Here is a 22250-nt window from a genome sequence, read left to right on the forward strand (position 1 = left end):
CACCCGTCTCGACCTCTGGCCGATCCACCCTCTCCCTCAAGGGGAGAGGGGAGGCCCGGTGGCCGTTCAAACTCTGAGCCCCCCTTCTCCTCTTGAGGGAGAAGGTGCCCCAAAGGGGCGGATGAGGGGTCAACGCACTGTCCAAACTTACGGAGCCACGCTGTGACCGCCGCCCTCTCCATCCGCAACCTCTCCAAGACCTTCACCATGCACCTGCGCGATGGCGTGGTGCTCCCCGTCGTGGAGAATGTCGATTTTGACGTGCATGCCGGGGAATGCGTCGTCCTTGGCGGACCATCGGGTGCCGGCAAAAGCTCCATTCTCAAAATGGTCTATGGCAATTATGGCGTCGACGGCGGTGCGATCCTGCTAGTCCATGACGGCGCCGAGATCGATCTGGCGACGGCCGATCCGCGGCTAGTGCTGACGCTACGGCGCGATACCATTGCCTATGTCAGCCAATTCCTGCGCACCGTACCGCGTGTTTCGGCGCTCGATGTGGTGGCCGAGCCGCTGGTGATCCGTGGGGTCGATAAAAGTGAGGCGCAGGAACGGGCCAAGGCGCTGCTGGCGCGGCTCAATCTGCCGGAGCGGCTCTGGTCCCTGCCACCGGCGACCTTTTCGGGCGGCGAGCAGCAGCGCGTCAATATTGCGCGCGGTTTTATCACCGATCACAAAGTGCTGCTGCTGGATGAGCCGACAGCGTCGCTGGACGCGACCAATCGCGCCGTCGTGGTCGAGATGATCGCGCAGAAAAAAGCGGCGGGCACGGCCCTGCTCGGCATTTTCCATGATGAGGACGTGCGGCATCAGGTGGCCGACCGGATTGTCGACGTGACCGCTTTTGCCCCGAGGATTGCCGCATGACCAAACTCGGCATCGAGCCGTATATCCACGCAACCGCCCATGTCACCGAGTCCACGCTCGGCCGCTATACCGAGGTGGGCGCGGGCAGCCACGTCGCGCGCTCGAGCATGGGCGACTATTCCTATTGCGTCGAGAACACCCAGATCGCCTATGCCGATATCGGCAAATTCGCCAATATCGCCAGCCACGTGCGTATCTATGCCAGCATGCACCCGATGGAGCGGGCATCCCTGCACCACTTTACCTATCGCTCGGCCTGGTATTTCGAGGGCGAAGCTGACGACCAGGACTTTTTCGACTGGCGCGCAGCCAGCCGCATCAGCATCGGTCACGACACCTGGATCGGCCACGGCGCAGTGATCATGCCGGGCACCAGAATAGGCAATGGCGCGATCATCGGCTCCAATGCGGTGGTGACCAAGGACGTGGCAGATTTCGCCATCGCCGTGGGCGTGCCGGCGCGCACCATCAAGCAGCGGTTCAGCGATGATGTGGCAGGACGGCTGGATAAATTGGCGTGGTGGGATTGGAGCCACGAACGGTTGCACCAGGCCCTGCCGGATTTCCGCGCGCTGGGGGTGGAAGGCTTTTTGGAGAAGTATGAGGGGGCTTAGGCCCGAATGCCTTCCCCCCACCGGCTCTCCCTCGGGCCTGACCCGAGGGCCGCTAGCCACATGCAACAGCATTGGTGAGTGCTGCAACAGGCCCTCGGGTCAGGCCCGAGGGAGAGCCGGTGGATGTGGGAAGATTGTGCCTCTGAGACCGTGAGAGCCGATCCATCGCGGCTTCCCTCCACCCCTCCCTGGCCCTCCCCATCAAGGGGAGGGTGACATCGAGTTTTTGGCGAGGTGCTGCCACACCGACCGCGCCAGCACCTCCCCTTGATGGGGGAGGCTGGGAGGGGGATGGGAACCCCTGCCCTTACTGCGCGGCGATGGCCTCAGCGCCCGTCAACCCAGCCAATTTCCGCGCCCGCTCCAGGCAAGCCGCCTGCTCGTTGCGGTGACGGTGGCCAATTTCCATCATCAGCACCGTGTCGGGCAGGAAATCGAGTTCGGCAAAAATACTGTCCCACTCGATATCGCCCCAGCCCAGCGGCATGTGCAGGTCGCCAATGCCCATGGCCGTGTTTTCCTGCGGGAAGAAGGGTTTGTAGAAGCCCTGGGGGCGGCCAAAGCTATCATGAACATGCAGGTGTCCGGTGACCGGGGCCATGGCGGCGATCTGTTCGCGGAAATTGAGGCCCTTATAGGTGCTCTCGATATAGGCATGGCTGAAATCGATCAGCGCGACCAGGTTGGGGTGGTTGACGGCCTTGACCGTTTCGGCGACCTCGGCCGGGGTCTGGCGGTACTGACCCAGTTCGGTGGTGAAGATGTTTTCCAGCGCGATGCGCACGCCATAAGGGCGGGCGAATTCGGCCAGTTCGGTCAGGGCCTCGCGTTCACGCTGGTCGGCACCGGCGCGTTCGGCAAGCTGGTCGGCGCGCAGCGCACCGCCGTGCTGCACGAGAATTCCCGAGCCGACGCGGTCGCAGAGCTGGACCAGCGCCTTGGCGGCATCGAGCTGGTAGCGCTGGGTGTCGGGGTCCATGAAATTGGACGAGACCAGGCCATGCACGGTGTAGCGGAAATCGAACTGGTCGGTGAGGGCCAGCAGGCGTTCGGCGCGCTCTTCGATGATGCGGCCGCCGCTGATCAGGTCGATGCTGGTCAGGGCCAGTTCGACCGTGTCGACGCCGATATCGGCCAGGCGGCGCAGATCGGCCTCGAGGCTATCGAGTTCGCCGTCGGTGGAGCCGGAATTAAAGCCGGTTGCGGTGATGTTGCTCATGTCAGTCTCCTGGGGGTCAGGCGTTGATGCGGGTTTGGGTGGCCGCACGCTGGGCCTCGCCCAGCTCGATGCGGCGGCCGGTATCGTGGCTGAAGACGTGCAGATCGGCGGGGTCGATTGCAAAGTGGATCGGCATGCCGGTGCCGAGCGCATCGGTGGCGGTGTCGACCGAGATGATGCGGCTGCCATCGGCGTCGGCATAGATGAGGCGGGCGGCGCCGAGTTCTTCGGTGTAGTCGACGACGGCGGCGATCGCGCCTTTTGCCGTCGCGCTGACGCGGCGCACGAGTTCGGGGCGCACGCCGATGGAAACTTCCTGGCTGATCAGCGCCGGGGCGATGGTGGGCAAATGGATCATGCCGCCCTTGCCGTGGCGGAAATAGCCATCCTGTGCGAAGTGGCCCCGCACCAGGTTCATGGCGGGCGAGCCGATGAAATCGGCAACGAAGAGGCTGGCCGGGCGGTGATAGACTTCGGACGGCTTGCCGATCTGCTCGACAATGCCCGAATTCATGATGATCAACCGATCGGCCAGCGTCATGGCTTCGGTCTGGTCGTGCGTCACGAAAACCGAGGTGACGCCCAGACTGCGGTGCAGATTGCGAACCTCAGCCCGCATGGCCACGCGCAGCTTGGCATCGAGGTTGGAAAAGGGTTCGTCGAACAGGAACACCTTTGGCTCGCGCACCATGGCGCGGGCCATGGCGACGCGCTGGCGCTGGCCGCCGGAGAGTTCGCCCGGCTTGCGGTCGAGATAGGCCTCAAGGCTCACCGATTTGGCGACCTTGGCGACCTTGCCGTCGCGCTCGGCGCGGGGCATGCCGGCGACCTTGAGGGCATAGCCGATATTCTGGGCGACACTCATATGCGGATAGAGCGCGTAATTCTGGAACACCATGGCACAACCGCGCTCGCGCGGTTCGAGCTTGTTGACGACGGTGCCGCCAATCAGGATTTCGCCTTCGGTGATGTCTTCAAGCCCCGCGATCATGCGCAGCAGGGTGGACTTGCCGCAGCCCGATGGCCCCAGGATGACGACGAATTCGCCCTGTTCGATCTCGGCATCGACGCCGTGGACGACGAGCGATTTCTGGTAGCGTTTCTTGACGGATTTAAGGGTGATGGCAGACATGATCGATCCAATCACTTGTCGCGAGAAATGAGGCCGCGCACGAACCAGCGCTGCATGAGGGCAACCACCAGCAGCGGCGGCAGCATGATGATGAGGGCGCCCGCCATGGTGACGTTCCAGTCGGGGGTGCCGTTCTGGGCGGGGATGAGAGCCTTGAGCTGCATGACCACGGTGCCGAAATTGGCCCGGTCGGTGGTGATCAGCAGCGGCCAGAGATACTGGTTCCAGCTCGACACGAACATGATGGTGGCCAGCGCCAGCATATTGGTGCGGCTCAACGGAAGCAGCACCTCGAAGAAGAACCGCATCGGGCCGGAACCATCCATTTTGGAGGCTTCGACCAGCTCATCGGGGATGGTCATGAAGAACTGGCGATAGAGGAACGTGCCGGTGGCAGTGGCGACAAGCGGCAGGATGAGGCCGGTATAGGAATTGAGCAGGTTCCATTCGAGCCCGATGCGAATGCCCGAAAGCGTTTCGACCAGACCGGTAATCCCGAACGTGTCGAGGATGACCTGGAAGGGCAGCAGCGCATTGGCGGCGATGGAATAGGTGGGCACGATGCGCACTTCGAGCGGCAGCATCAGGGTGATGAAAATCACCCAGAAGCAGAGCATGCGGGCGCGGAAGTTGAAGAACACGATGGCAAAGGCGCTTAGCGCTGCCAGCACGATCTTGCCTAATGTCACGCCGACGGCGACGATGAAGCTGTTGACCATTTTGGGCCCGAGATCGGCACGGGTCCAGGCCGCCTGGATGTTCTCGAGCAGGTGGGTGGATGGCCACAGGTTGAGCGGCACCTGGCTGACTTCCTGCAGCGACTGGCTGCCGGCGACCAGCGTGATCCAGAACGGCACCAGCACGAGGAACATGCCGAGGACCATGGCCGCATAGGTGATGAAGTCGAAAATGGGGGAACGTTCGATCACGGTCTTCTCCCTAGCTATAGTGGACGCGCTTTTCGACCCAGCGGAACTGGACGAAAGTCAGCGCAATGACGAGGACCATGAGCACGATCGACTGAGCGGCGGCGCCCGAATAATCGAGGCCTTTGAAGCCGTCGATATAGATGTTGTAGACCATCACTTCGGTGGCCCCGATCGGCCCGCCCTCGGTCATGGTGTCGATGAGCCCGAAGCTATCGGTGAAGCTGGAAATCAGGTTCATGATCATCAGGAAGAAGACGGTGGGCGCGATCAGCGGCAATTGCAGGTCGAGCATGCGCTGGAACGGGCGCGCACCGTCCATGGCGCCGGCCTCGGTGATGGATTTGGGGATCATCTGCAGGGCGGCGAGGAAGAAGATGAAATTGTAGCCGATGCCCAGCCAGGCGTGGCAGACAATGACCATGCCCAGAGCGTGCCAGCCATTGGTGGCGGGGCTCCAGATGCCGGGCCAGATATCGTTGATCGAGCCGATCAGCCCCGCTTCGGGCGAGAAGATGAAGCGGAAGGCCACGCCGGCAGCGGGCGCCGCAATGGCATAGGGCCAGACGAAGACCGACTGGAAAATGCGGGTGCCCTTGAGCGCGCGGTCCACGAACATGGCGAGCGTGAGGGCGATGGCCATGGACAGGCCCGTAGCGCAAATGGCGTAGAAGGCGCTGCGGCCGACAGTGGCCCAATATTGGCCGTCGCGGAAGATGGCGAGAAAATTGGCGAAGCCAACCCAGGTATTGCCGCCGCCCCAGGCCTGTTCGAGCGTGAATGCCCAATACAGCGCCTGTGAAGTGGGCCAGTAGAAAAATACCAGCACCAGCAGGAGTTGGGGAGCCAGCAGCAACCAGGGCAAGGTGCCATTACGATAGAATGCGCGTCGTTCCATGAACCATCCGCCTCGCAGAAAATAGCAATGCACGGGCGGTTTTTACCGCCCGTGCGAAAGTCATGAGATCAGGGGAGCTGAGCGCCGGCATAGGTCTGCTCGAAGCGGCGCAGAACTTCGTTGCTGCGCTCGGCGGCACCGTCAAGGGCCTGCTGCACCGGAACGTTGTTGAACAGCACTTCCTGTATGGCATTGGCCACTTCGAGGCGCACGGCGCCGAAATTGCCCAGGCGAACGCCGCGGGTATATTCGGTGGGCGGCGTGAAGGTCAGGCTTTCGACGGCCCGTTCGCGGCCCTTGTAGGGAGCTTCGGCGTAAAAGCCCTTGTCGGTCATGGCCTTGAAGCCCGAATTGGTAACCGGGATGTAACCGGTAACCGTCGACCACCATTCGGCCTGCTTGGGGGTGGCGAGGAAAGCGTAGAACGCGGCCGCGCCCTTGTACTGCTCTTCGGTGGAACCCTTGAGGGTCCACAGCGAAGCACCGCCCACCAGCGTATTGGTGCGTTCGGTGCCTTCCCAGACGGGAAGCATGGCGACATCCCAATGCATGCCTTCAACGGCTTGCTTGGCGAAGGTGCCGTGGTCGGCAATCGAGGACGACGACATCTGGCACTTGGCATTGACGAAGGCGTCGTTGGAGGTTTCGCCGATGGCCTTGGACTTGGCGACGAACAGACCCTCGTCGTACATCTTCTTGATCCAGGTCAGCTGGTCGACAAACTTGCCGTGGTTGAATTCCACGGTGGCATCGAGCCCTTCATAGCCATTGCCCTTGGAGGCGATGGGCTGATTATGGGCAGCCGAGAACTGCTCCCACCACTGCCAGATGCCGGTTGGATCGAACGCGACGGGGCAGTCATAGCCGGCAGCCTTCAGATCACGGGCGATCTGCTCGACCTGTTCCCAGGTCTGGGGCGCGCCTTCAAAGCCGACCGCCTCGAGCGCGTCGGTATTGTAATAGAACATGGCCGTCGAGGAGTTGAACGGCATGGAGAGCAGTTCGCCCTTCGAGGTCGAATAATACGAGGCAATGCCGGAGAAATAGTCGTCCCAGTTGATCTGGTAGCCATTCTCTTCCATCAGCTGGCGCACGGGGACATAGGCGCCCGAAAGCATCAGGTCGAGCGTGCCGCCGTCGCTGATCTGGGTGATGGTGGGCTGCCTATTGGCGCGGAAAGCGGCAATCGTGTTCTGCAGATTGGCTTCGTAGTCATTCTGGCTGACGCAGACGATTTCGTAATCGGCCTGCGACTCGTTGAAGGTCTTGCACATGTCCTGGATGCGTTCGCTGAGGTCGCCGGACAGGCCGTACCAGAATTCGAACTTGGTGGCGGCAGAAGCCGGCGCCGCAACGCTCAGCGCGCTGGCAGCCAGAGCTGCACCGAACAGCCATTTGCTTGTCATTTGGGAAGTCTCCGGGAAGGGGTTGCGCTGTTGAAAGCGGCGCGACTCCTAGACCCGGCGGTTGACGGAATGACTGCGTTGCGGTGACGGGACGATGACATTGCACAGCTGTGCGATGGATCGGGGGAGATTGTGGGGTTACGCCCCTGCCCCATGCGTGGGATAGATCGGAGTACCCCCTCCTGGCCTCCCCCTGACAGGGGGAGGGACCGTCCGGTGGTTGCGACTCGATCCAGTCCCAAGAGTGGAGAGATCCCTCCCTTATCAGGGGGAGGTAGGAGGGGGTATCCGCTAAGAATCCCCCTCATCCGCCCTTCGGGCACCTTCTCCCACGAGGGGAGAAGGAAGATGGGCTAATCAAAAAATCCCATATCCTCGTCCATCAGATACCGCCTGGCCTCCTTGGCATCGATATCGAGCCCCAACCCCGGCCCCGGCAGCAGATCGACCATGGAATCGTTGACGATGCGGCCGGCCGGCAACCCCGTCACGATATCCTCCCACCACGGATCGGACGCACTGGGATATTCAAACGCGATATAATTGGCCGGCAGCGTAGCACACACATTGATCAGCGCACCTAGCCCCAGCAGCCCATTGGCCGTGCCGTGCGGGGCCATCATGATCGAGTGCATATAGGCGTGCTCGGCCACCCATTTGAGCTCGGCAATGCCCCCAATGTCCGCCGGATCTGGCCCGACAACCCGTACCGCCTGCGTCTCGATCAGTTCCTTGAAATTGTGCCTGAGATAAATCTGCTCGCCGGTATGGATGGGCGTTGAGGTGGACGTCGTCAGCTCGCGATAGGCCTGCGGGTTGACCCAGGGGACGTAGTCGCCGGTCAGCATATCCTCGAGCCACATGAGATTGTATTTCTCCACCGCCTGGGCGAAGCGGATGGCGTCGGGCAGGAACCAGCCGGGGCCGCAATCGAGCGCCAGGCTCACCTTATCGCCCAGCACTTCCTTCATGGCGATGACGCAATCGAGCATGTGGTGGAAGGCGTGTTCGCTGATCTGCCCCTGGTCCATGGCGCCGTGGTAGCCGGGCGGCTGGGTGACGCCATAGTGGAAGTCCTCCACATTGCGCTTCATATTGGAATGAAAGCCGATGCCCTGCTTGACCATGAAGAAATTCTCGGGCCGCTCCTTCATCCATTTGACGTCGGCGGCATAGTCCTGTGGCCGGTCACCCGTGCGCTTCTGGCGGATCGAGCCGTTATAGACGCGCACCTTGTCGCGCACCTTGCCGCCGAGCAGCTTGTAGGCGGGCACGTTGGCCGCCTTGCCGGCAATATCCCACAGCGCATGTTCGATGGCGCTGACCGCGGCGCCATAGGGCTTGAAGCTGCCGCGCTGGCGGATTTTGAGCATGACCCGCTCGACATCGGTCGGGTCCTCGCCAATCAGCGCCTCGCGGAAATGCAGCACCCAGGGCTTGAGGTAGGGCTTGGTATATTCCACCTCTCCCAGGCCGTAGAGCCCTTCATCGGTGACGATGCGGACGATGGGGTGGCGGCCAATTACCGCGCAGCGCAGATCGGTGATTTTCATTTTTGGTCATCCCTCCTTACGGCCTCGCGCTCATGCGCAGATCAGTCCCTCATTCCGCCACGCCGTCATTGCCCGGCTTGTCCGGGCAATCCAAGAGGTACCGCCATTCGGCGCTGGACCACCCGGATAAGCCGGGTGGTGGCGATGTATTGGAATTTCCGGCCCCAGCAGACCTCATCCTGAGCCCGTCGAAGGACGAGGTCGTGGCAACCAAGCCTCCACTCGCCCGACCTCGTGGTTCGACAAGCTCACCATGAGGTCTTTGAAAGCTCTTCAGCTCCAGGTGCGGTCCCAGGAATATTCGTGATCCCAGTGATCCGTCGGCTGCCAGATGCCTTTGACACCCTCCTGCAGGTGGCCGGCGATAACCTCGTCGACGACATCATCGATCCCCAGGCCCGGTTTGTCGGGCACGGTGATGAAGCCGTTCTTGACCAGCGGCTTGGGGAGGCCCGTGACGATATCGTCCCACCAGTCCACCTCCACGCTGTGATATTCGAGCGCCATGAAGTTTTCAGTCGCGATGGCGACATGGGCGGCGGCCATCGCCGCGATCGGGCTTTCCGCCATATGGATGGCCATGGCGATGCCATGATCCTGGGCGGCATCGCCGATTTTCTTGGTTTCGAGAATACCGCCCGACGTCAGCAGGTCCGGGTGAATAACCGAGATGCCCGATTTGAGCAGCGGCTCGAAGCCTTCCTTGAGGTAGATGTCTTCGCCCGTGCAGATCGGCACGGTGGTGGCCTCCTGGAGCTGGCGGTATTGGTCGGCATATTGCCAGGGGATCACGTCCTCCAGCCATGCCGGCACATATTTCTCGATCCGCCGCGCCAGGCGGATGCCGTTCTGCAGCGAGATGTGGCCGACATGGTCGATAGCCAGCGGAATATCGTAGCCGATGACTTGGCGGACCTCGGCAATATATTGCTCGAGCAGGTCGATCCCCTTGTCGGTGAAATGCAGACCCGTGAAGGGATGGCGGACATTGTGCGTGTCATAGACGGCGTTGCGGGCGCGCCGGTCTTCCATGGTCTTGGCCCGGCCACGGCTGGGACGAATCCGGTAGCCCTCAAGCGTGCCGGCCGGCGAAACGACGGCGCCTGGCACGTCAGCGATCTGCATCAGGCCCAGATCCATCTTGAGGAAAGTGAACCCCAGATCCATGCGCTGCTTGAGCCGTTTTCCGGTTTCGGTGCCGCTGGGCTTGTCCGCGTCCGTATCGCAATAGACCCGCACCTTGTCGCGGAACTTGCCGCCCAGCATCTGGTAGACCGGCACGCCATAGGCCTTGCCGGCGAGGTCCCAGAGCGCAATTTCCACCGCCGAGACGCCCCCGCCCTGCCGTCCATGGCCGCCAAATTGCTTGATGCGGCGGAACAGGCGGTCGACATCGCAGGGATTTTCGCCCAGCAGCCGGCTTTTGAGCATCAGCGCATAGGTGGCGCTGGCGCCGTCGCGCACTTCGCCCAGGCCGACAATGCCCTGGTTGGTATAGATCTTGATCAGCGCCGAGGTGAATGGCGCGCCGACAATTTCGGCGACGCGCAGATCGGTAATGCGTAAATCGCTTGGCCGCGAACTGGTGCGGACATTGTTCTCAATACTATCGGCGGCCTCCAAAGTGGTCGTCATCAATTCCCCTCCTCAGAAAAATTTGATTTTTATGTCAGCGGCTTGCGGGCTCCTGTGGCGCGGGCAAGGCGCATATGCTCGATAATGTGCCGGCCCGACCCCTCGACATGGGCGGCAATGACGGCGGCGGCCCGATCGGCATCCTGGGCGCGGATGGCCTCGATCAGTTCGTGATGCTCGCGCAGCACAGCGGCGCGGCGGCTGAGCGAGGTGGGAAAGCGCCGGCTGATGGCACGCAGCACTTCGCGATGGCGCCACCAAAGGTCCGCAGCATGGCGATTATAGTGCCGGTCATAGATGACCTCGTGGAACCGGGTATCGAGCTGGCCATGCCGATTGGGGTCGGAAAAATTGAGTGCCTCGATCTCGGCCTGGATCTCCAGCAGCTGGGCGATATCGGCCTCGGTGGCGATGCCGACGAACCAGCGGGTCAGCGCCGGCTCGATCAGCGCGGCGATTTCGATGATGTCGCGCACGAAATTCTCGTCGATCGGGCGGACCCTCGCCCCGCGATGGGGCTCCATGATGACGAAATCCTCGCCGCGCAATTGCTGCAGCGCCTCGCGAATGGGGTTGGTCGAGGTGCCATAGCGCTTGGCCAGATCGGCGATCTTGAGGCGCTCATTGGGCCCGATCTTGCCCGAAATGATATCTTCCCGGATCAGCTCGTAGATCGAAGCTGGCACGGGTTCGACGTCAATCGTGGCGGCGGGCTGCTTATCCATGATTGCCTTGTTTATGGGCAGTCAGCATACAAGCCAAGGGGTTTTGCACATTAAAACCCAAAAATAATGTATGATCCAAACATTATTGACAGACAAGTTGCAGTCTGGAACTGTCCAGCCTGGGAGACATGGCAAAAGCCGGCCCCATGGCGCTGAAGGCCGGAGCAAGCAGGCCCTTCGCACCAGTTCTGACTACGAGGAGGCGCAGCTGACGCTGCGAGGAAGCCCAGGTTCGGCCGAGGGGGCTGGACGGTCTTCCGACGATGAGGAGGACTTTTTGATGACGAATTCGCAAGGCCGCACCATGCGGTCTGGCTCGCCCGGTCGTCGGCTTCTGCTTGGCTATGCCATGGCGGCGCTGACCACCGCGTCGCTGATGTCGAGCACCGTTTATGCGCAGAGCGTCGATCTCAGCCAATGGTCACCCGAATATATCCGCTCCATCGCGGGCACGGAAACCTTCGACACTGCCGGCCATTGCGCCAGCGTCGTACCGCTCGATTACACCGGCCGCCTGACCTATTGGTGGACCGGCCCGACCGAGGCTTCGCCCCGGATCGAACACGAGATCAACGACGCATTCTGGGCGGCCTGGGCCGAGACCTATCCCAATATCGAGACTGACGCGCAGAATATCGACTATAACCAATTGCTGGACCGGCTGCGCACTACCCTGCTCGGCAATGCCGGGCCGATGGCGATCCGGCTGCAGATTCTGGGCGGGGTGGAATTCGCCTCCAAGGGCTATTTCCAGGAGCTCAAGCCCGAGGATATCGGCTACCCCACCGCAGATTTCTGGCCGGGCGCCATGAAATCGGTGACCTGGGACGGCGCTGTCTATGGCGTGCCCACCAACAACGAAACCATGGCCCTGATCTGGAACGCCGATATCTTCGAGCGGGCAGGTCTCGATCCGGAATCCCCGCCCGCAACCTGGGATGACGTTGTCACCTATTCCAAGAAAATCCACGACGAACTCGGCATTTCCGGCTATGGCCTGGTGGCTCGCCAGAATGCCGGCAACACGCCATTCCGCTTCATGCCCCAGCTCTGGGCTTTTGGCGGCGGCGCACTGGACGAAGCCGAAGCCACCCCTGCCTATGCCGAATCCTATCTCGACAATGAGGGGGCGGTAGCCGCGTTGCAGGCGGCCTATGACATGTATGTCCGCGACAAATCTGTGCCGACATCAGCCCTGACCAATACGCAGAACGAGAACCAGGCTCCGTTCATCGCCGGCCAATTGGCCATGATGATCGCCCACCCCTCCGAATACGCCAAGATGGTGGATCTGGCGGGGCTGGCGACCGGCGCGGACAAGGAGATTGCCGACACGGTGGTCGAGAACATGCGCTATGGGCTGATCCCCGAGGGCCCGGCACGGCGTGCCGTGGTGTTCGGCGGCTCGAACATGCATTTCATCAACCCCGAATATGTCGAGGGCGGCTTCGATGAGATGGCGGCCAAGGCCTTTGCCTGCTTCTGGAACAGCCCGGAATGGTCGACCAAGCTGGCCTGGACCGGTTCCAATCCCGGCAACCTGGCCGGTTTCAAGACCGAGTGGATGAAGGAACGCCTGGACAGCATCAAGTTCCTTGACGTGACGACCTCCATGCTGCCCAGCGGCATCCCCTTCCCGGTCATTCCTGAAGCGACCGAGATCATGAACATCATCGTTCCCGACATGCTGCAAAACGCACTGACCGAACGCATGACGGTCGAGGAGGCGGCGGCCGACGCGGCGGCCAAGGTAGAATCCCTGCTCGGCGGTGGTCTCTAGCCCTTCAAGCTCAAGCCGGCGGCACCCGCTGCCGCCGGTACCTTGCCTTCACACGAAAGGACGAGCCCTGTGAGCATCGCGACGGGACGGGCCACGGCCCCATTGGCCGCCGGCACCACGCGCAAGCGCGCCGGAATCCTCAGCCGTATCATCGCCCATCGGACCGATTATCTCTATGTCCTGCCGGCACTGATCGTCATGCTGGTGGTGATCGCCTTCCCCATCTACTACACGATCGAACTCAGTTTCTTCCGCACCCCGCCCAATCTGCAGATGCGGGACAAGATCTGGACCGGGCTCAGCAATTATTCGACGGTTCTCAATTCCTCGGTATTCCACGAGGTAACGATCCAGACCATCATCTGGACCATCGCTTCGACCGTCTTCGCTTTCCTGCTGGGGCTGGGGGCGGCGCTGGCGCTGCATCGCGAATTTGCCGGCCGCGGCCTGCTGCGCGCCCTGCTGCTGATCCCCTATGTAATCAGCGCGGTGGCCGCATCCTATGTGTGGAAATGGCTCTATCATTCCGATTTCGGGGTTATCGGCGCGATCTCGGTGGCGCTGGGCATTACCGACGAGCCGATCAATTTCCTCGATAACCGTCAGACCGTGCTGGCGTCGCTGATCGTGGTCAATATCTGGAAGGAATTCTCCTTCGCCATGGTCATGTTGATGGCAGGCCTGCAGACCGTGCCGGATCAGTTGCACCGCGCCGCGCAGGTCGATGGCGCCAATACCTGGGACCGCTTCTGGCATGTGACCGTCCCGCATCTCAAGGGCGTGTCGATGGTTACCATCCTGTTGCTGATGGTTGCCAATTTCAATTCCTTCATCATCCCCTTCGTGATGACCGGCGGCGGCCCCGCCGACGCCTCCCATATCTGGATCACCCATATCTACCAGCTCGCCTTCGGGCGCCAGCAATGGGGCGTGGCCTCGGCCTATGCGGTGATCCTGTTCATCGTGATGATGACCTTTGGCTATTTCTACGTGAAGGCGCTGACGCGCGGTGACGAAACCCGGGCAGGAGATTGAGCCATGGCCGTGATTTCCGAAACCGCCATCCGCCCTGTGGTCAGGAAGCCCATCGATTGGTGGCGCTGGGCCGGGCGGGCTTTTCTCACCTTCCTGCTGCTGTTCACCGTCCTGCCCATGGCCTGGATGGTGCTGACGTCGGTCAAGTCGCAATTCGCGGCCATGCAATATCCGCCGCAATGGTGGCCGGCCGAGCCGACCCTGAACAATTATTTCAAGCTGCTCGACCCCAATAGCCGGGTGGGTCAGGATTTCCTGCGCTACTTCTGGAATAGCTTCTACGTATCTCTGGTGACTACCATTCTGGGAGTCGTGGTGGCGGTGCCGGCGGCCTATGCCTTCTCGCGGTTCCGCTTTCCGGGCCGCAATTTCATGTTCTTCGCCGTGCTGGTTCGGAACATGTTTCCCGCGGTGGTCTTCCTGATGCCGCTGTTCCTGCTGATGCGCTGGATGGGCCTGGTCAATACCCACGGCTCGCTGATCCTGACCTATCTCACTTTCGGGTTGCCGCTCTCGATCTGGCTGCTCAAGGGCTTTTACGACAATATTCCGATCCAGCTCGAACAGGCCGCGCGGATCGATGGCGCCACCCGGTTCCAGGCATTCCTGTTGATCGTCATGCCGCTGTCGACACCGGGCATTATCGCCACCTCGATCTTCTCGTTCATCGGCGCCTGGAACGAATATGTCTATGCCTACACGTTCCTGTCCCGCGACAGCCAGATGACCCTGCCGGTGGGTATCCAGCGCTTCTTCACCGAATTTGCCACCGACTGGCCGGGGCTGATGGCGGCAACGTTCATGATGAGCGTGCCGGTCGTCGTTCTGTTCCTGGTGCTTCAGAAATACTTCGTGCGTGCCCTCACCGAAGGCGCCGTCAAACACTAGGAGAACGCGGATGGCCGAGGTGGTCCTCAAGGATGTCGTGAAGAATTACGGCAATGTCTACGCCGTCAACAATGTGTCGTTCACCGTGGAGCATGGCGAGTTCGTCGCCTTGGTGGGCCCCTCGGGCTGCGGCAAGACGACGACGCTGAACCTGATTGCCGGGCTGATTCCCATGTCGGGCGGCGACATCGCCATTGGCGACCGTATCGTCAATGACCTCGATCCCAAGGATCGCGACATTGCCATGGTGTTCCAGAATTACGCGCTCTACCCCAATAAAAGCGTGTTCAAGAACCTGGCTTTCCCGCTGCAGATGCGCAAGCTCCCCAAGGAGGAGATCGCCCGCAAGGTGAACGATGCGGCCAAGCTGCTCGACATCACCCACCTGCTCGACCGCAAGCCGCGCGAGCTGTCCGGCGGCCAGCAGCAGCGCGTCGCCCTGGGCCGGGCGCTGGTGCGCGATCCTGCCGTGTTCCTGATGGATGAGCCGCTCTCCAACCTCGACGCCAAGCTGCGCGTGCAGATGCGCAGCGAGATCAAGCGCTTCCACCACAACCTCAATGCCACCGTGGTCTACGTCACCCATGACCAGCTCGAAGCCGTGACCATGGCCGACAAGATGGCGGTGATGAATGGCGGCCTGCTGCAGCAATATGACTCCCCGGCCAATGTGTTTGCCCACCCGGTCAACACTTTCGTTGCCAGCTTTGTCGGCAGCCCGGCCATGAGCCTGATCCCGCTCGATGTGGCCACCCAAGGCACAGAAACCTCACTACGCAGCCCCGAAGAGGGCTGGGAACTGCCGCTGTCGCCGATGAATGCCCGCAAGGCCAATGCCTCGAGCAATGGCAAGGTGGTACTCGGCGCGCGGCATTCGACGCTCAAATTGCACCGGCAGGCCGTTCCCGGCGCCGTGCCGGGCAAGGTCTATACGGTGGAGCCCACCGGCGACGTCACCTTCGCCCAGGTCTTCATCAGCGGCGCGGTGGTCAATATCAGCCTCGACCCATCCGTCGTCATCGCCCCCGACGAAAAGGTGTGGGTCGAATTCGACCAGGAGCGCATGCACCTGTTCGATGGGCAAACCACCATGGCGCTGCAGGCCGCCTGAGATGAGTTTCGTGATGAGCGAAAGGCCCCCTCACCCGCCGCTGCGCGGCGACCTCTCCCCCAGAGGGGGAGGTGAAGAAAGCAGCGAACCCTTCTCACCTCTCCCTGGGGGGAGAGGTCGGCCCGAAGGGCCGGGTGAGGGGGCCTTCCAGATTCGCGAGTATCATCGATGAAAATCACGACTATCACCCCCTACCCGACCTGGGTGGGCATTCGAAACCAGCTCATCGTCAAGGTGGAGACCGACGAAGGCATTTATGGCTGGGGCGAAAGCGGCCTCAGCGGGCGCGAAAAGGCGGTGGTGGGCGCCATCGAGCATTATCGCGAATTCCTCATCGGCCGCGATCCGATGGCCATTGGTGCGCTGTGGCAGGAAATGTATCGCAGCCAGTATTTCGAGGGCGGCCGCGTGCTGACCGCCGCGATTTCGGCCATCGACATCGCCCTGCATGACATCAAGGGCAAGGCGCTGGGCGTGCCGGTCTATCAATTGCTGGGCGGCAAGCAGCGCAACCACATTCCCACCTTCGCCACCACCAAGGGACCGTGCGGCCCCGAAATGATCGAGCAGGCCCAGGAGCTGATGGCGCTGGGCTGGAACGCCCTCCGCCTGTTCCCGGCCGAACACGGCAGCAAGAATATCTACGAACCGCGCCAATCCATCGCCGAAACCGCCAAATGGTGCATCAAGGCGCGCGAGGCGCTGGGCGACGCCGTCGTGCTGGGCGTCGATTATCACCACCGCCTGTCGGTGGCGGAGGCGGCCAGCTATTGCCAGAAAATGCCCTCCGGCACGCTGGATTTCCTCGAAGAACCGATCCGCGACGAGACGCCGGAAGCCTACGAGGCGTTGCGGAAAATGACCGATGTGCCCTTCGCCATTGGCGAGGAATTCGCCAGCAAGTGGCAGTTCCTGCCTTACATCGAGCGCGACATCCACCAGTTCAACCGGATCGACATCTGCAATGTCGGCGGGCTGACCGAGGCGATGAAAGTCGCCGGCTGGAGCGAAGCCCACTATGTCGACATGATGCCGCACAATCCCCTTGGCCCGATCTGCACGGCAGCGACCATCCATTTTTCAGCGGCCGTCGCCAATTTCGCCTGGCTCGAAACGCGGGCCTCCCCCGGCGAGCTTTACCACGGCTTCGACGACGCCGGCATTTTCACCAGCCAGCCCCGCCTCAATGGCGCAGTCTACGACGTCACCGACGCGCCTGGCCTGGGCGTCGAGGTCGATGAGGAGCTGGTCAAAAAACAGAGCTTCAAATTCTGGGAAGCGCCGCATCTGCGGCGCACCGACGGATCAGTCACCAATTGGTAGGTGAGCGCCCCGATCTGCCGCCGATCCATCGATCTAACGGCTCTATCGTCCCCTCGCCCCTCATCCGGCGCTACGCGCCGACCTCTCCCCTGAGGGCGAGGTGAGGATCGCGGCTCGCCAAACATGGTTCAAAGCTGACTATCAATTGCCCTAAAGGGAAAAGGAGATTTTCATGACTCACACGCCCGGAATTACCCGCCCATCCAAGGACATTATCGCGGCGCTGCAGCATATCGGCTCGGCCACGGTGGCCGGCACGCTGGGTCATATGGGCATTCGCAATCCGCATATTCAGGGACCGGTGAGCTGGAACAAGGGCAAGTCCATTGTCGGTCCGGCGCTGACCCTGCAATTCATGCCCAAGCGCGAAGACCTTTACGGCGACGGCGAATATGCCGACCCTGAAAAGCAACTGCACCGCCATGTGCTCTATCACGTGGAGGAGGGTGACATCGTCGTGGTGGACGCGCGCGGCGACATGACGGCCGGCGTGTTCGGCGACATGATGAGCACCTATTTCAAGGGCCGCGGCGGCGCCGGCATGATCATCGACGGCTGCCTGCGCGACTACCCAAATCTCAAAAAACTCGATCTGCCGCTTTGGGTGCGCGGCTGGACACCCAATTTTCATACCCAGACCGGGTTGATGCCCTTTGCCGTCAACGTGCCGATTGCCTGTGGCGGGGTGACCGTCATTCCCGGCGATATCATCGTGGCCGATGACGATGGCGCAGTGGTGCTGCCGGTGGCGCTCGCCGCCGACGTCATCGCCAAATCGGCCGAGCATCACGAATGGGAAGATTTCTCCCGCATGAAGCTGATGGAGGGTGCGCCGCTACAGCGCTATTACCCGCTCCATGCCGATGCGCGCGAGGAATACGAGGCCTGGCGCCAGCTCAATCCGGTCAAGCATTCCTGACCAGCCCGCCCTTCCCGAAGGGTCATGATCCGCGCTACAAGCCCCCGCACTTGCGAAGGTCTTGTCATGTTGATGCGTTTGCTGGCCGCTCTTGTCGTGGCATTATTTGCCCTGCCGGTTCACGCACAACAGGCCGATCTGCTGGACCAGGCCATTGCCGATGCAACCCGCACCTTCGAGCGCGCCCTGCCCCAGCTGGGCGCGACAATGATGGGCGTCGACACCAATGCCTATCGCGACGCCCTCAAGGCGCGGCGGTTTCATTCGGCGCGGACCGGCGGCGCGCGAGACGTGATCTTTGTCATCGAGAACAGCGAGAATGGCCCATGCGCCAGGTTCGCGGCCTATGTCGCCGGGGTCGCCAATAGCGACGCCGCGCATATGTTCCTCTGCCCGCAATTCTTCACCCCCGACGCCGATCTGCTGCGCGAAACCACGATCCTGCATGAAATGGTGCATGTGGTGGCCGGGACGGATGAGTGTCAGGCCATGGCCTTTACGGCGCAGGTGCAGATGCTGGCTCGGGGCAGTTTTGTGCCGGTGGAGCGGTATTGGAAGGCCAATGGGTGCGTTGGCTCGCGGTATAAATTGCCGGATTAGAGACCTCAGACCCCCCTCCTCCTCCCCACAGTGTCATTCCCGCGAAAGCGGGAACCTCTGTTTTTGGATGCAAGGGAAGGAAACGGAGGTTCCCGCTTTCGCGGGAATGACACCGTGGGTGTGACTGTTTGAGGGGCTTTCAAGCCACGTGATGCGCCGCCCCCAGGCTACCCGTCCCACCCGTCGCCTGCACCGAACGCGACCCGGCCTCGATGGCCGCAGCCAAGCACGCCTCCATCGCCGCCCCATCCAGCCAGGCGTGCAGGAACCCGGCATTGAACGCGTCCCCGGCGCCCGTCGTATCCACCACCTCGACCGCTGGCGTGGAGCGATGAATGGTCTGCCCATCCATGCCCAGCATCGCGCCATCCCCACCGCATTTGAGCGCCACCACCGGGAAATGCCGCACCAGCCGCGCCAGCGCCTCTTCCGGCTCCTCGCAATGGGTCAGCGCCCGCGCTTCCTCCAGATTGGGCAGGAACACATCAACCCCCGCCGCGCGCTCGAAGAACATCGGGTCCCTGATCAGCTCGGCATCCCAGCTCGGATCGAGCGAAACGGTCAGCCCACGCTTCTTGGCCGCCGCGACAGCCGTGGGGATTTCGTGCAGCGTGGCATATTCGGCAATGTGCAAATGCCCCGCCTCATTCCAGTCCAGCGCCTCTTCGAATGTCGCCGGCAGAGCATGTCCCGCCCGGCGCGACAGGAAGGCCCGTTCCTCCTGCTGAACCATGACTACGGTCACCTGCGGACCGGCCGACGGATGCCGATCAAGAAAGCGCAGGTCGATCCCGAGCGCATCAATCTGCCCTTCAAGCGCATTCGACATCGCATCGGTTCCGAAGCGAGCCAGCAGTGCTGTGGGGCGGCCCAGCGCCACGGCATGCGCAGCCGTGATCAGCGCGCCGCCACCTGGCGTGATGGTAAAATCCCGCGCGAAGAGTTCACGCCCGAGTTCAGGCATGGCGTCCAACCCATTGAACACCATGTCGCAATAGATGCGGCCCAGGCTCAGCATGGCCTGGCCGCGCGATTGTATTGAAGTCATGCCCGGCCCAGCGCCCGCTCGGTTGCCGCATCGAACAGATAGAGTGAGCCCGGCTCGGCCCGTGCCGCCAGCGTGCTGCCGACTTTTGGGACAACACGGCCCGGCGCCGTGGCGATAACGGTTTCCCCGCCAACGGCCAGATGCACCAGCGTTTCAGAACCCAGTGGCTCGACCGCGACCACCTCGCCCGACAGCGTCAGGCCCGGCCCTTCGGTGCCCACGATCAGATCATGCGGACGCACGCCGATCTTGATCGGCGCATCGGGGAAGTCGAGCTTGCCGCCATCCCATTTGGTGCCCTCGATGGCGAGGCCACCAGCACTCAGCGTGCCGGAAACCAGGTTCATCGAGGGACTGCCGATAAAGCGAGCCGTGAAGATATCCACCGGATGCTCATAGAGATCGGTGGGTGTACCGACCTGCAGGATATGGCCATCGCGCATCACGACGATCTTGTCGGCCATGGTCATGGCTTCGATCTGGTCATGCGTCACATAGACGATGGTGGTGCCCAGGCGATGGTGCAGCCGCTTGATCTCAAGCCGCATCTGGGCGCGCAGTTGCGCGTCGAGATTGGAGAGCGGTTCGTCGAACAGGAAAGCCGCCGGTTCGCGCACCATGGCGCGGCCAATGGCAACGCGCTGGCGCTGGCCGCCGGACAGTGCAGCCGGACGGCGGTCGAGCAGTTTTTCGAGGCCCAGCACCTTAGCGGCTTCCTCGATCAGCCGCTGCTTTTCGGCCTTGGGGAGCTTGGACGTATAAAGCCCGAAGCCGATGTTCTGGCCCACGGTCATATGCGGATAGATGGCATAGTTCTGGAACACCATGGCGATATTGCGCTGCTTGGGCTCACGCTGGTTCACCACCTCGTCGCCAATCAGCAGATTGCCGCCGGAAATGTCTTCGAGCCCGGCGATCATGCGCAGAGTGGTGGATTTGCCGCAGCCGGAGGGGCCGACAAAGACGACGAATTCGCCATCTTCAATGGTGAGGTTGATGCCATGGACGGCGCGCGTCTTGGCATATTCCTTGACCAGTCCCTGAAGTTCGATCTTGGCCATCAGGTATTTCCCTTCAATGCGTCGAAACGCTGTTTGAGCTGATGCGCAGCTGCGGCTTCGCGCTGCATAAGGGTGTGGAGCCGAGCGGCAAATTCCTTGCCGCGCGTCTGGTAACCGGCAATGGCCGCTTCGAGCGGCTCCGGCGCAGGCCCGCCGAAACGGGTGCGCACCGCCACGAAATATTCGGGCGAAACCAGTTCGGCGAAGGTCGCCGCGTCGATCGTGGTCTTGCGCCCGGTGGCTTTTTCGAAGGCGTTGAGGAAGGGCGCATAGCCGTCGCTGACCAGATCGCCTTCCATCGCCACCACGGCCCGCGCCACCGCGGCGGCGATTTCGTGGCCTTCGCGGAAGGACAGGCCCTCGCGGCGGACCAGGCTATCGGCCAGTTCGGTAATGGTGATGCAGGAGCGGCGGATATTGTTCGCCACCCGCGCCGGATCGACCTTGATCTGGGCAACCAGAGCCGCCAGCAGATCGAGTACCCGTTCGGCACCGTCAAAGGCCTGATAGCCCATGGACTGGGTTTCGCCCTCGCTGTCATTCATGTCGGTAAAGGGCGTGTTGTGCATGATATCGAGCATGGCCCGCGCCCGGCCGAAGGTCTGGCTCGCCAGATGGCGCAGATGCTCGATCGGCACCGGGTTGCGCTTTTGCGGCATGATGGAGGAGATCTGCACCAGCGCATTGGGCACGTAGATCTGCCCGACCTCAAAGCTGGTCCAGAATTGCAAATCCTGGATCGGCCGGCCCAGATGCAGGAACATCAGCTCAAGCGCGCCATAGGTCGAGGTGATGTAATCGACCGCCGCGATGCAGCTATAGGAATTCTGCAGCGGGGCGGCAAAGCCCAGTAGTTCGGCAACCCGCGCCCGGTCGGTGGCAAAGCCCGAAGTCGTAATCGCCGCCGCGCCCATGGGGGAGAGGTCGACAATCCCATAGGCTTCGAACAGCCGGTCGATATCGCGCGCCAGCACTTCGATCACCGCCGACAGATAGTGCCCGAACGTCGTCGGCTGCGCCGGTTGGCCATGGGTATAGGCAACGATCAGCGTGGCTTTTTCCCGTTCGGCGGCAGCGACCAGCGCTTCGTGCAAGGCGATGGCCTTGCCGATCAGCGCATCGAGCCGCGCCTTGAGCCCCAGCTTGAACAGGGTATGGTCGATATCATTGCGCGAGCGCGCCGTATGCAGGCGCCCGGCGAGATCGGGGCCGAGCCGCTTTTTCAGTTCCTTTTCGATGAGGAAGAAGAAGTCCTCGACCTCCCCGGTATAGACCAGCGTCGTGGGGTCCACCTCAGCATCGATGGCGTCGAGCGCGCTGGCGATCTTGCCGGCTTGATCGGCATTGAGAATGCCGGTTTCGGCCAGCATGACCAGATGCGCCCGGTCGACGGCGCGGAAGGCCGCGACATGGTGGTTCTTGGCGCCATCGAACAGCGGGCGCAGCACGGTTTCCTTGTAGACTGGATCGGGAAAGACCGAACTGTCGGATAGTCTTGGATCGGTCATGG

20 protein-coding genes are annotated in these 22250 nt (G+C 62.0%); 9 read left to right on the forward strand and 11 right to left on the reverse strand.

Going from position 1 to position 22250, the window contains the following annotated elements; genetic code table 11:
- Positions 1–162 precede the first annotated feature (162 nt).
- Entirely contained in the window at positions 163–867 is a 705-nt protein-coding gene (gene phnL / locus FF80_RS10835; RefSeq protein ID WP_035100183.1) for a phosphonate C-P lyase system protein PhnL, read from the forward strand.
- Positions 864–1481, forward strand: a complete 618-nt coding sequence (locus FF80_RS10840; protein ID WP_035100184.1) for a DapH/DapD/GlmU-related protein — start codon at positions 864–866, stop codon at positions 1479–1481. The genes phnL and FF80_RS10840 overlap by 4 nt, the downstream gene beginning before the upstream one ends.
- 307 nt (positions 1482–1788) lie before the next feature.
- Here FF80_RS10840 and FF80_RS10845 read toward each other — a convergent pair whose 3' ends face one another.
- The 8 genes from FF80_RS10845 to FF80_RS10880 form a co-directional block, all read right to left on the reverse strand.
- Positions 1789–2700 carry a TIM barrel protein gene (locus tag FF80_RS10845; protein WP_035100185.1) on the reverse strand — a complete coding sequence of 304 codons (912 nt, stop codon included), beginning with the start codon at positions 2698–2700 and terminating at the stop codon, positions 1789–1791.
- Positions 2701–2716: 16 nt separating this feature from the next.
- The gene (gene ugpC / locus FF80_RS10850; protein ID WP_035100186.1) at positions 2717–3832 is read right to left on the reverse strand and encodes a sn-glycerol-3-phosphate ABC transporter ATP-binding protein UgpC; all 1116 of its coding nucleotides are present in this window, start codon (positions 3830–3832) and stop codon (positions 2717–2719) included.
- Positions 3833–3843: 11 nt separating this feature from the next.
- The gene (locus FF80_RS10855; RefSeq protein WP_035100187.1) at positions 3844–4761 is read right to left on the reverse strand and encodes an ABC transporter permease subunit; all 918 of its coding nucleotides are present in this window, start codon (positions 4759–4761) and stop codon (positions 3844–3846) included.
- Between the two features lie 10 nt (positions 4762–4771).
- Positions 4772–5656 (reverse strand): ABC transporter permease subunit, encoded by an 885-nt coding sequence (locus FF80_RS10860; protein ID WP_035100188.1) that lies wholly within the window; start codon positions 5654–5656, stop codon positions 4772–4774.
- A 68-nt stretch (positions 5657–5724) separates the two neighbouring features.
- On the reverse strand, positions 5725–7062 hold the full coding sequence (locus tag FF80_RS10865; protein ID WP_035100189.1) for an extracellular solute-binding protein: 1338 nt from the start codon (positions 7060–7062) through the stop codon (positions 5725–5727).
- Between the two features lie 353 nt (positions 7063–7415).
- The gene (locus FF80_RS10870) at positions 7416–8615 is read right to left on the reverse strand and encodes a mandelate racemase/muconate lactonizing enzyme family protein (RefSeq protein ID WP_035100191.1); all 1200 of its coding nucleotides are present in this window, start codon (positions 8613–8615) and stop codon (positions 7416–7418) included.
- A 273-nt stretch (positions 8616–8888) separates the two neighbouring features.
- The gene (locus FF80_RS10875; RefSeq protein WP_035100193.1) at positions 8889–10250 is read right to left on the reverse strand and encodes a mandelate racemase/muconate lactonizing enzyme family protein; all 1362 of its coding nucleotides are present in this window, start codon (positions 10248–10250) and stop codon (positions 8889–8891) included.
- A gap of 29 nt (positions 10251–10279) precedes the next feature.
- Complete coding sequence (locus tag FF80_RS10880) at positions 10280–10975, reverse strand: GntR family transcriptional regulator (protein ID WP_035100194.1); 696 nt, start codon at positions 10973–10975, stop codon at positions 10280–10282.
- 349 nt (positions 10976–11324) lie between these two features.
- On the opposite strand from FF80_RS10880, the gene FF80_RS10885 reads away from it, so the two are divergent.
- The 7 genes from FF80_RS10885 to FF80_RS10915 all read left to right on the forward strand — a co-directional run bounded on the left by FF80_RS10885 (position 11325) and on the right by FF80_RS10915 (position 18631).
- Positions 11325–12755: an extracellular solute-binding protein gene (locus FF80_RS10885; protein ID WP_200877190.1), complete on the forward strand. Its 1431-nt coding sequence runs from the start codon at positions 11325–11327 to the stop codon at positions 12753–12755.
- Positions 12756–12830: 75 nt separating this feature from the next.
- Positions 12831–13790: a sugar ABC transporter permease gene (locus FF80_RS10890; protein ID WP_244445758.1), complete on the forward strand. Its 960-nt coding sequence runs from the start codon at positions 12831–12833 to the stop codon at positions 13788–13790.
- 3 nt (positions 13791–13793) lie between these two features.
- Entirely contained in the window at positions 13794–14678 is an 885-nt protein-coding gene (locus tag FF80_RS10895; protein WP_035100197.1) for a carbohydrate ABC transporter permease, read from the forward strand.
- Between the two features lie 10 nt (positions 14679–14688).
- Entirely contained in the window at positions 14689–15789 is a 1101-nt protein-coding gene (locus tag FF80_RS10900; protein ID WP_035100199.1) for an ABC transporter ATP-binding protein, read from the forward strand.
- A 168-nt stretch (positions 15790–15957) separates the two neighbouring features.
- A complete protein-coding gene (locus FF80_RS10905) occupies positions 15958–17112 on the forward strand; it encodes a mandelate racemase/muconate lactonizing enzyme family protein (protein ID WP_035100201.1) in 1155 nt (384 codons plus the stop codon).
- A gap of 172 nt (positions 17113–17284) precedes the next feature.
- Entirely contained in the window at positions 17285–18031 is a 747-nt protein-coding gene (locus tag FF80_RS10910; protein ID WP_035100202.1) for a ribonuclease activity regulator RraA, read from the forward strand.
- A gap of 66 nt (positions 18032–18097) precedes the next feature.
- Entirely contained in the window at positions 18098–18631 is a 534-nt protein-coding gene (locus tag FF80_RS10915; RefSeq protein WP_035100203.1) for a hypothetical protein, read from the forward strand.
- A 139-nt stretch (positions 18632–18770) separates the two neighbouring features.
- Here FF80_RS10915 and FF80_RS10920 read toward each other — a convergent pair whose 3' ends face one another.
- The 3 genes from FF80_RS10920 to argH are packed head-to-tail and all read right to left on the reverse strand — an operon-like array spanning position 18771 to position 22248.
- A complete protein-coding gene (locus FF80_RS10920; RefSeq protein WP_035100205.1) occupies positions 18771–19679 on the reverse strand; it encodes a PfkB family carbohydrate kinase in 909 nt (302 codons plus the stop codon).
- Positions 19676–20740, reverse strand: coding sequence for a sn-glycerol-3-phosphate ABC transporter ATP-binding protein UgpC (ugpC, locus tag FF80_RS10925; RefSeq protein ID WP_035100206.1), 1065 nt, complete (start codon positions 20738–20740; stop codon positions 19676–19678). The genes FF80_RS10920 and ugpC (FF80_RS10925) overlap by 4 nt, the downstream gene beginning before the upstream one ends.
- Positions 20740–22248: an argininosuccinate lyase gene (gene argH / locus FF80_RS10930; RefSeq protein ID WP_035100207.1), complete on the reverse strand. Its 1509-nt coding sequence runs from the start codon at positions 22246–22248 to the stop codon at positions 20740–20742. The genes ugpC (FF80_RS10925) and argH overlap by 1 nt, the downstream gene beginning before the upstream one ends.
- Positions 22249–22250 lie beyond the last annotated feature (2 nt).

The organism is Devosia sp. LC5 (assembly GCF_000735585.1).
Taxonomy (GTDB): Bacteria; Pseudomonadota; Alphaproteobacteria; order Rhizobiales; family Devosiaceae; genus Devosia.

Excerpts from the sequence above, each read along its gene's own strand:
- FF80_RS10870 (WP_035100191.1), bottom strand. The coding sequence starts at position 8,615 with ATGAAAATCACCGATCTGCGCTGCGCGGTAATTGGCCGCCACCCCATC.
- FF80_RS10900 (WP_035100199.1), top strand. The coding sequence starts at position 14,689 with ATGGCCGAGGTGGTCCTCAAGGATGTCGTGAAGAATTACGGCAATGTC.
- FF80_RS10865 (WP_035100189.1), bottom strand. The coding sequence starts at position 7,062 with ATGACAAGCAAATGGCTGTTCGGTGCAGCTCTGGCTGCCAGCGCGCTG.
- ugpC (WP_035100186.1), bottom strand. The coding sequence starts at position 3,832 with ATGTCTGCCATCACCCTTAAATCCGTCAAGAAACGCTACCAGAAATCG.
- argH (WP_035100207.1), bottom strand. The coding sequence starts at position 22,248 with ATGACCGATCCAAGACTATCCGACAGTTCGGTCTTTCCCGATCCAGTC.
- FF80_RS10875 (WP_035100193.1), bottom strand. The coding sequence starts at position 10,250 with ATGACGACCACTTTGGAGGCCGCCGATAGTATTGAGAACAATGTCCGC.
- FF80_RS10885 (WP_200877190.1), top strand. The coding sequence starts at position 11,325 with ATGGCGGCGCTGACCACCGCGTCGCTGATGTCGAGCACCGTTTATGCG.
- FF80_RS10840 (WP_035100184.1), top strand. The coding sequence starts at position 864 with ATGACCAAACTCGGCATCGAGCCGTATATCCACGCAACCGCCCATGTC.
- FF80_RS10915 (WP_035100203.1), top strand. The coding sequence starts at position 18,098 with ATGTTGATGCGTTTGCTGGCCGCTCTTGTCGTGGCATTATTTGCCCTG.
- FF80_RS10895 (WP_035100197.1), top strand. The coding sequence starts at position 13,794 with ATGGCCGTGATTTCCGAAACCGCCATCCGCCCTGTGGTCAGGAAGCCC.
- FF80_RS10920 (WP_035100205.1), bottom strand. The coding sequence starts at position 19,679 with ATGACTTCAATACAATCGCGCGGCCAGGCCATGCTGAGCCTGGGCCGC.
- FF80_RS10910 (WP_035100202.1), top strand. The coding sequence starts at position 17,285 with ATGACTCACACGCCCGGAATTACCCGCCCATCCAAGGACATTATCGCG.
- ugpC (WP_035100206.1), bottom strand. The coding sequence starts at position 20,740 with ATGGCCAAGATCGAACTTCAGGGACTGGTCAAGGAATATGCCAAGACG.
- FF80_RS10905 (WP_035100201.1), top strand. The coding sequence starts at position 15,958 with ATGAAAATCACGACTATCACCCCCTACCCGACCTGGGTGGGCATTCGA.
- FF80_RS10860 (WP_035100188.1), bottom strand. The coding sequence starts at position 5,656 with ATGGAACGACGCGCATTCTATCGTAATGGCACCTTGCCCTGGTTGCTG.
- FF80_RS10880 (WP_035100194.1), bottom strand. The coding sequence starts at position 10,975 with ATGGATAAGCAGCCCGCCGCCACGATTGACGTCGAACCCGTGCCAGCT.
- FF80_RS10845 (WP_035100185.1), bottom strand. The coding sequence starts at position 2,700 with ATGAGCAACATCACCGCAACCGGCTTTAATTCCGGCTCCACCGACGGC.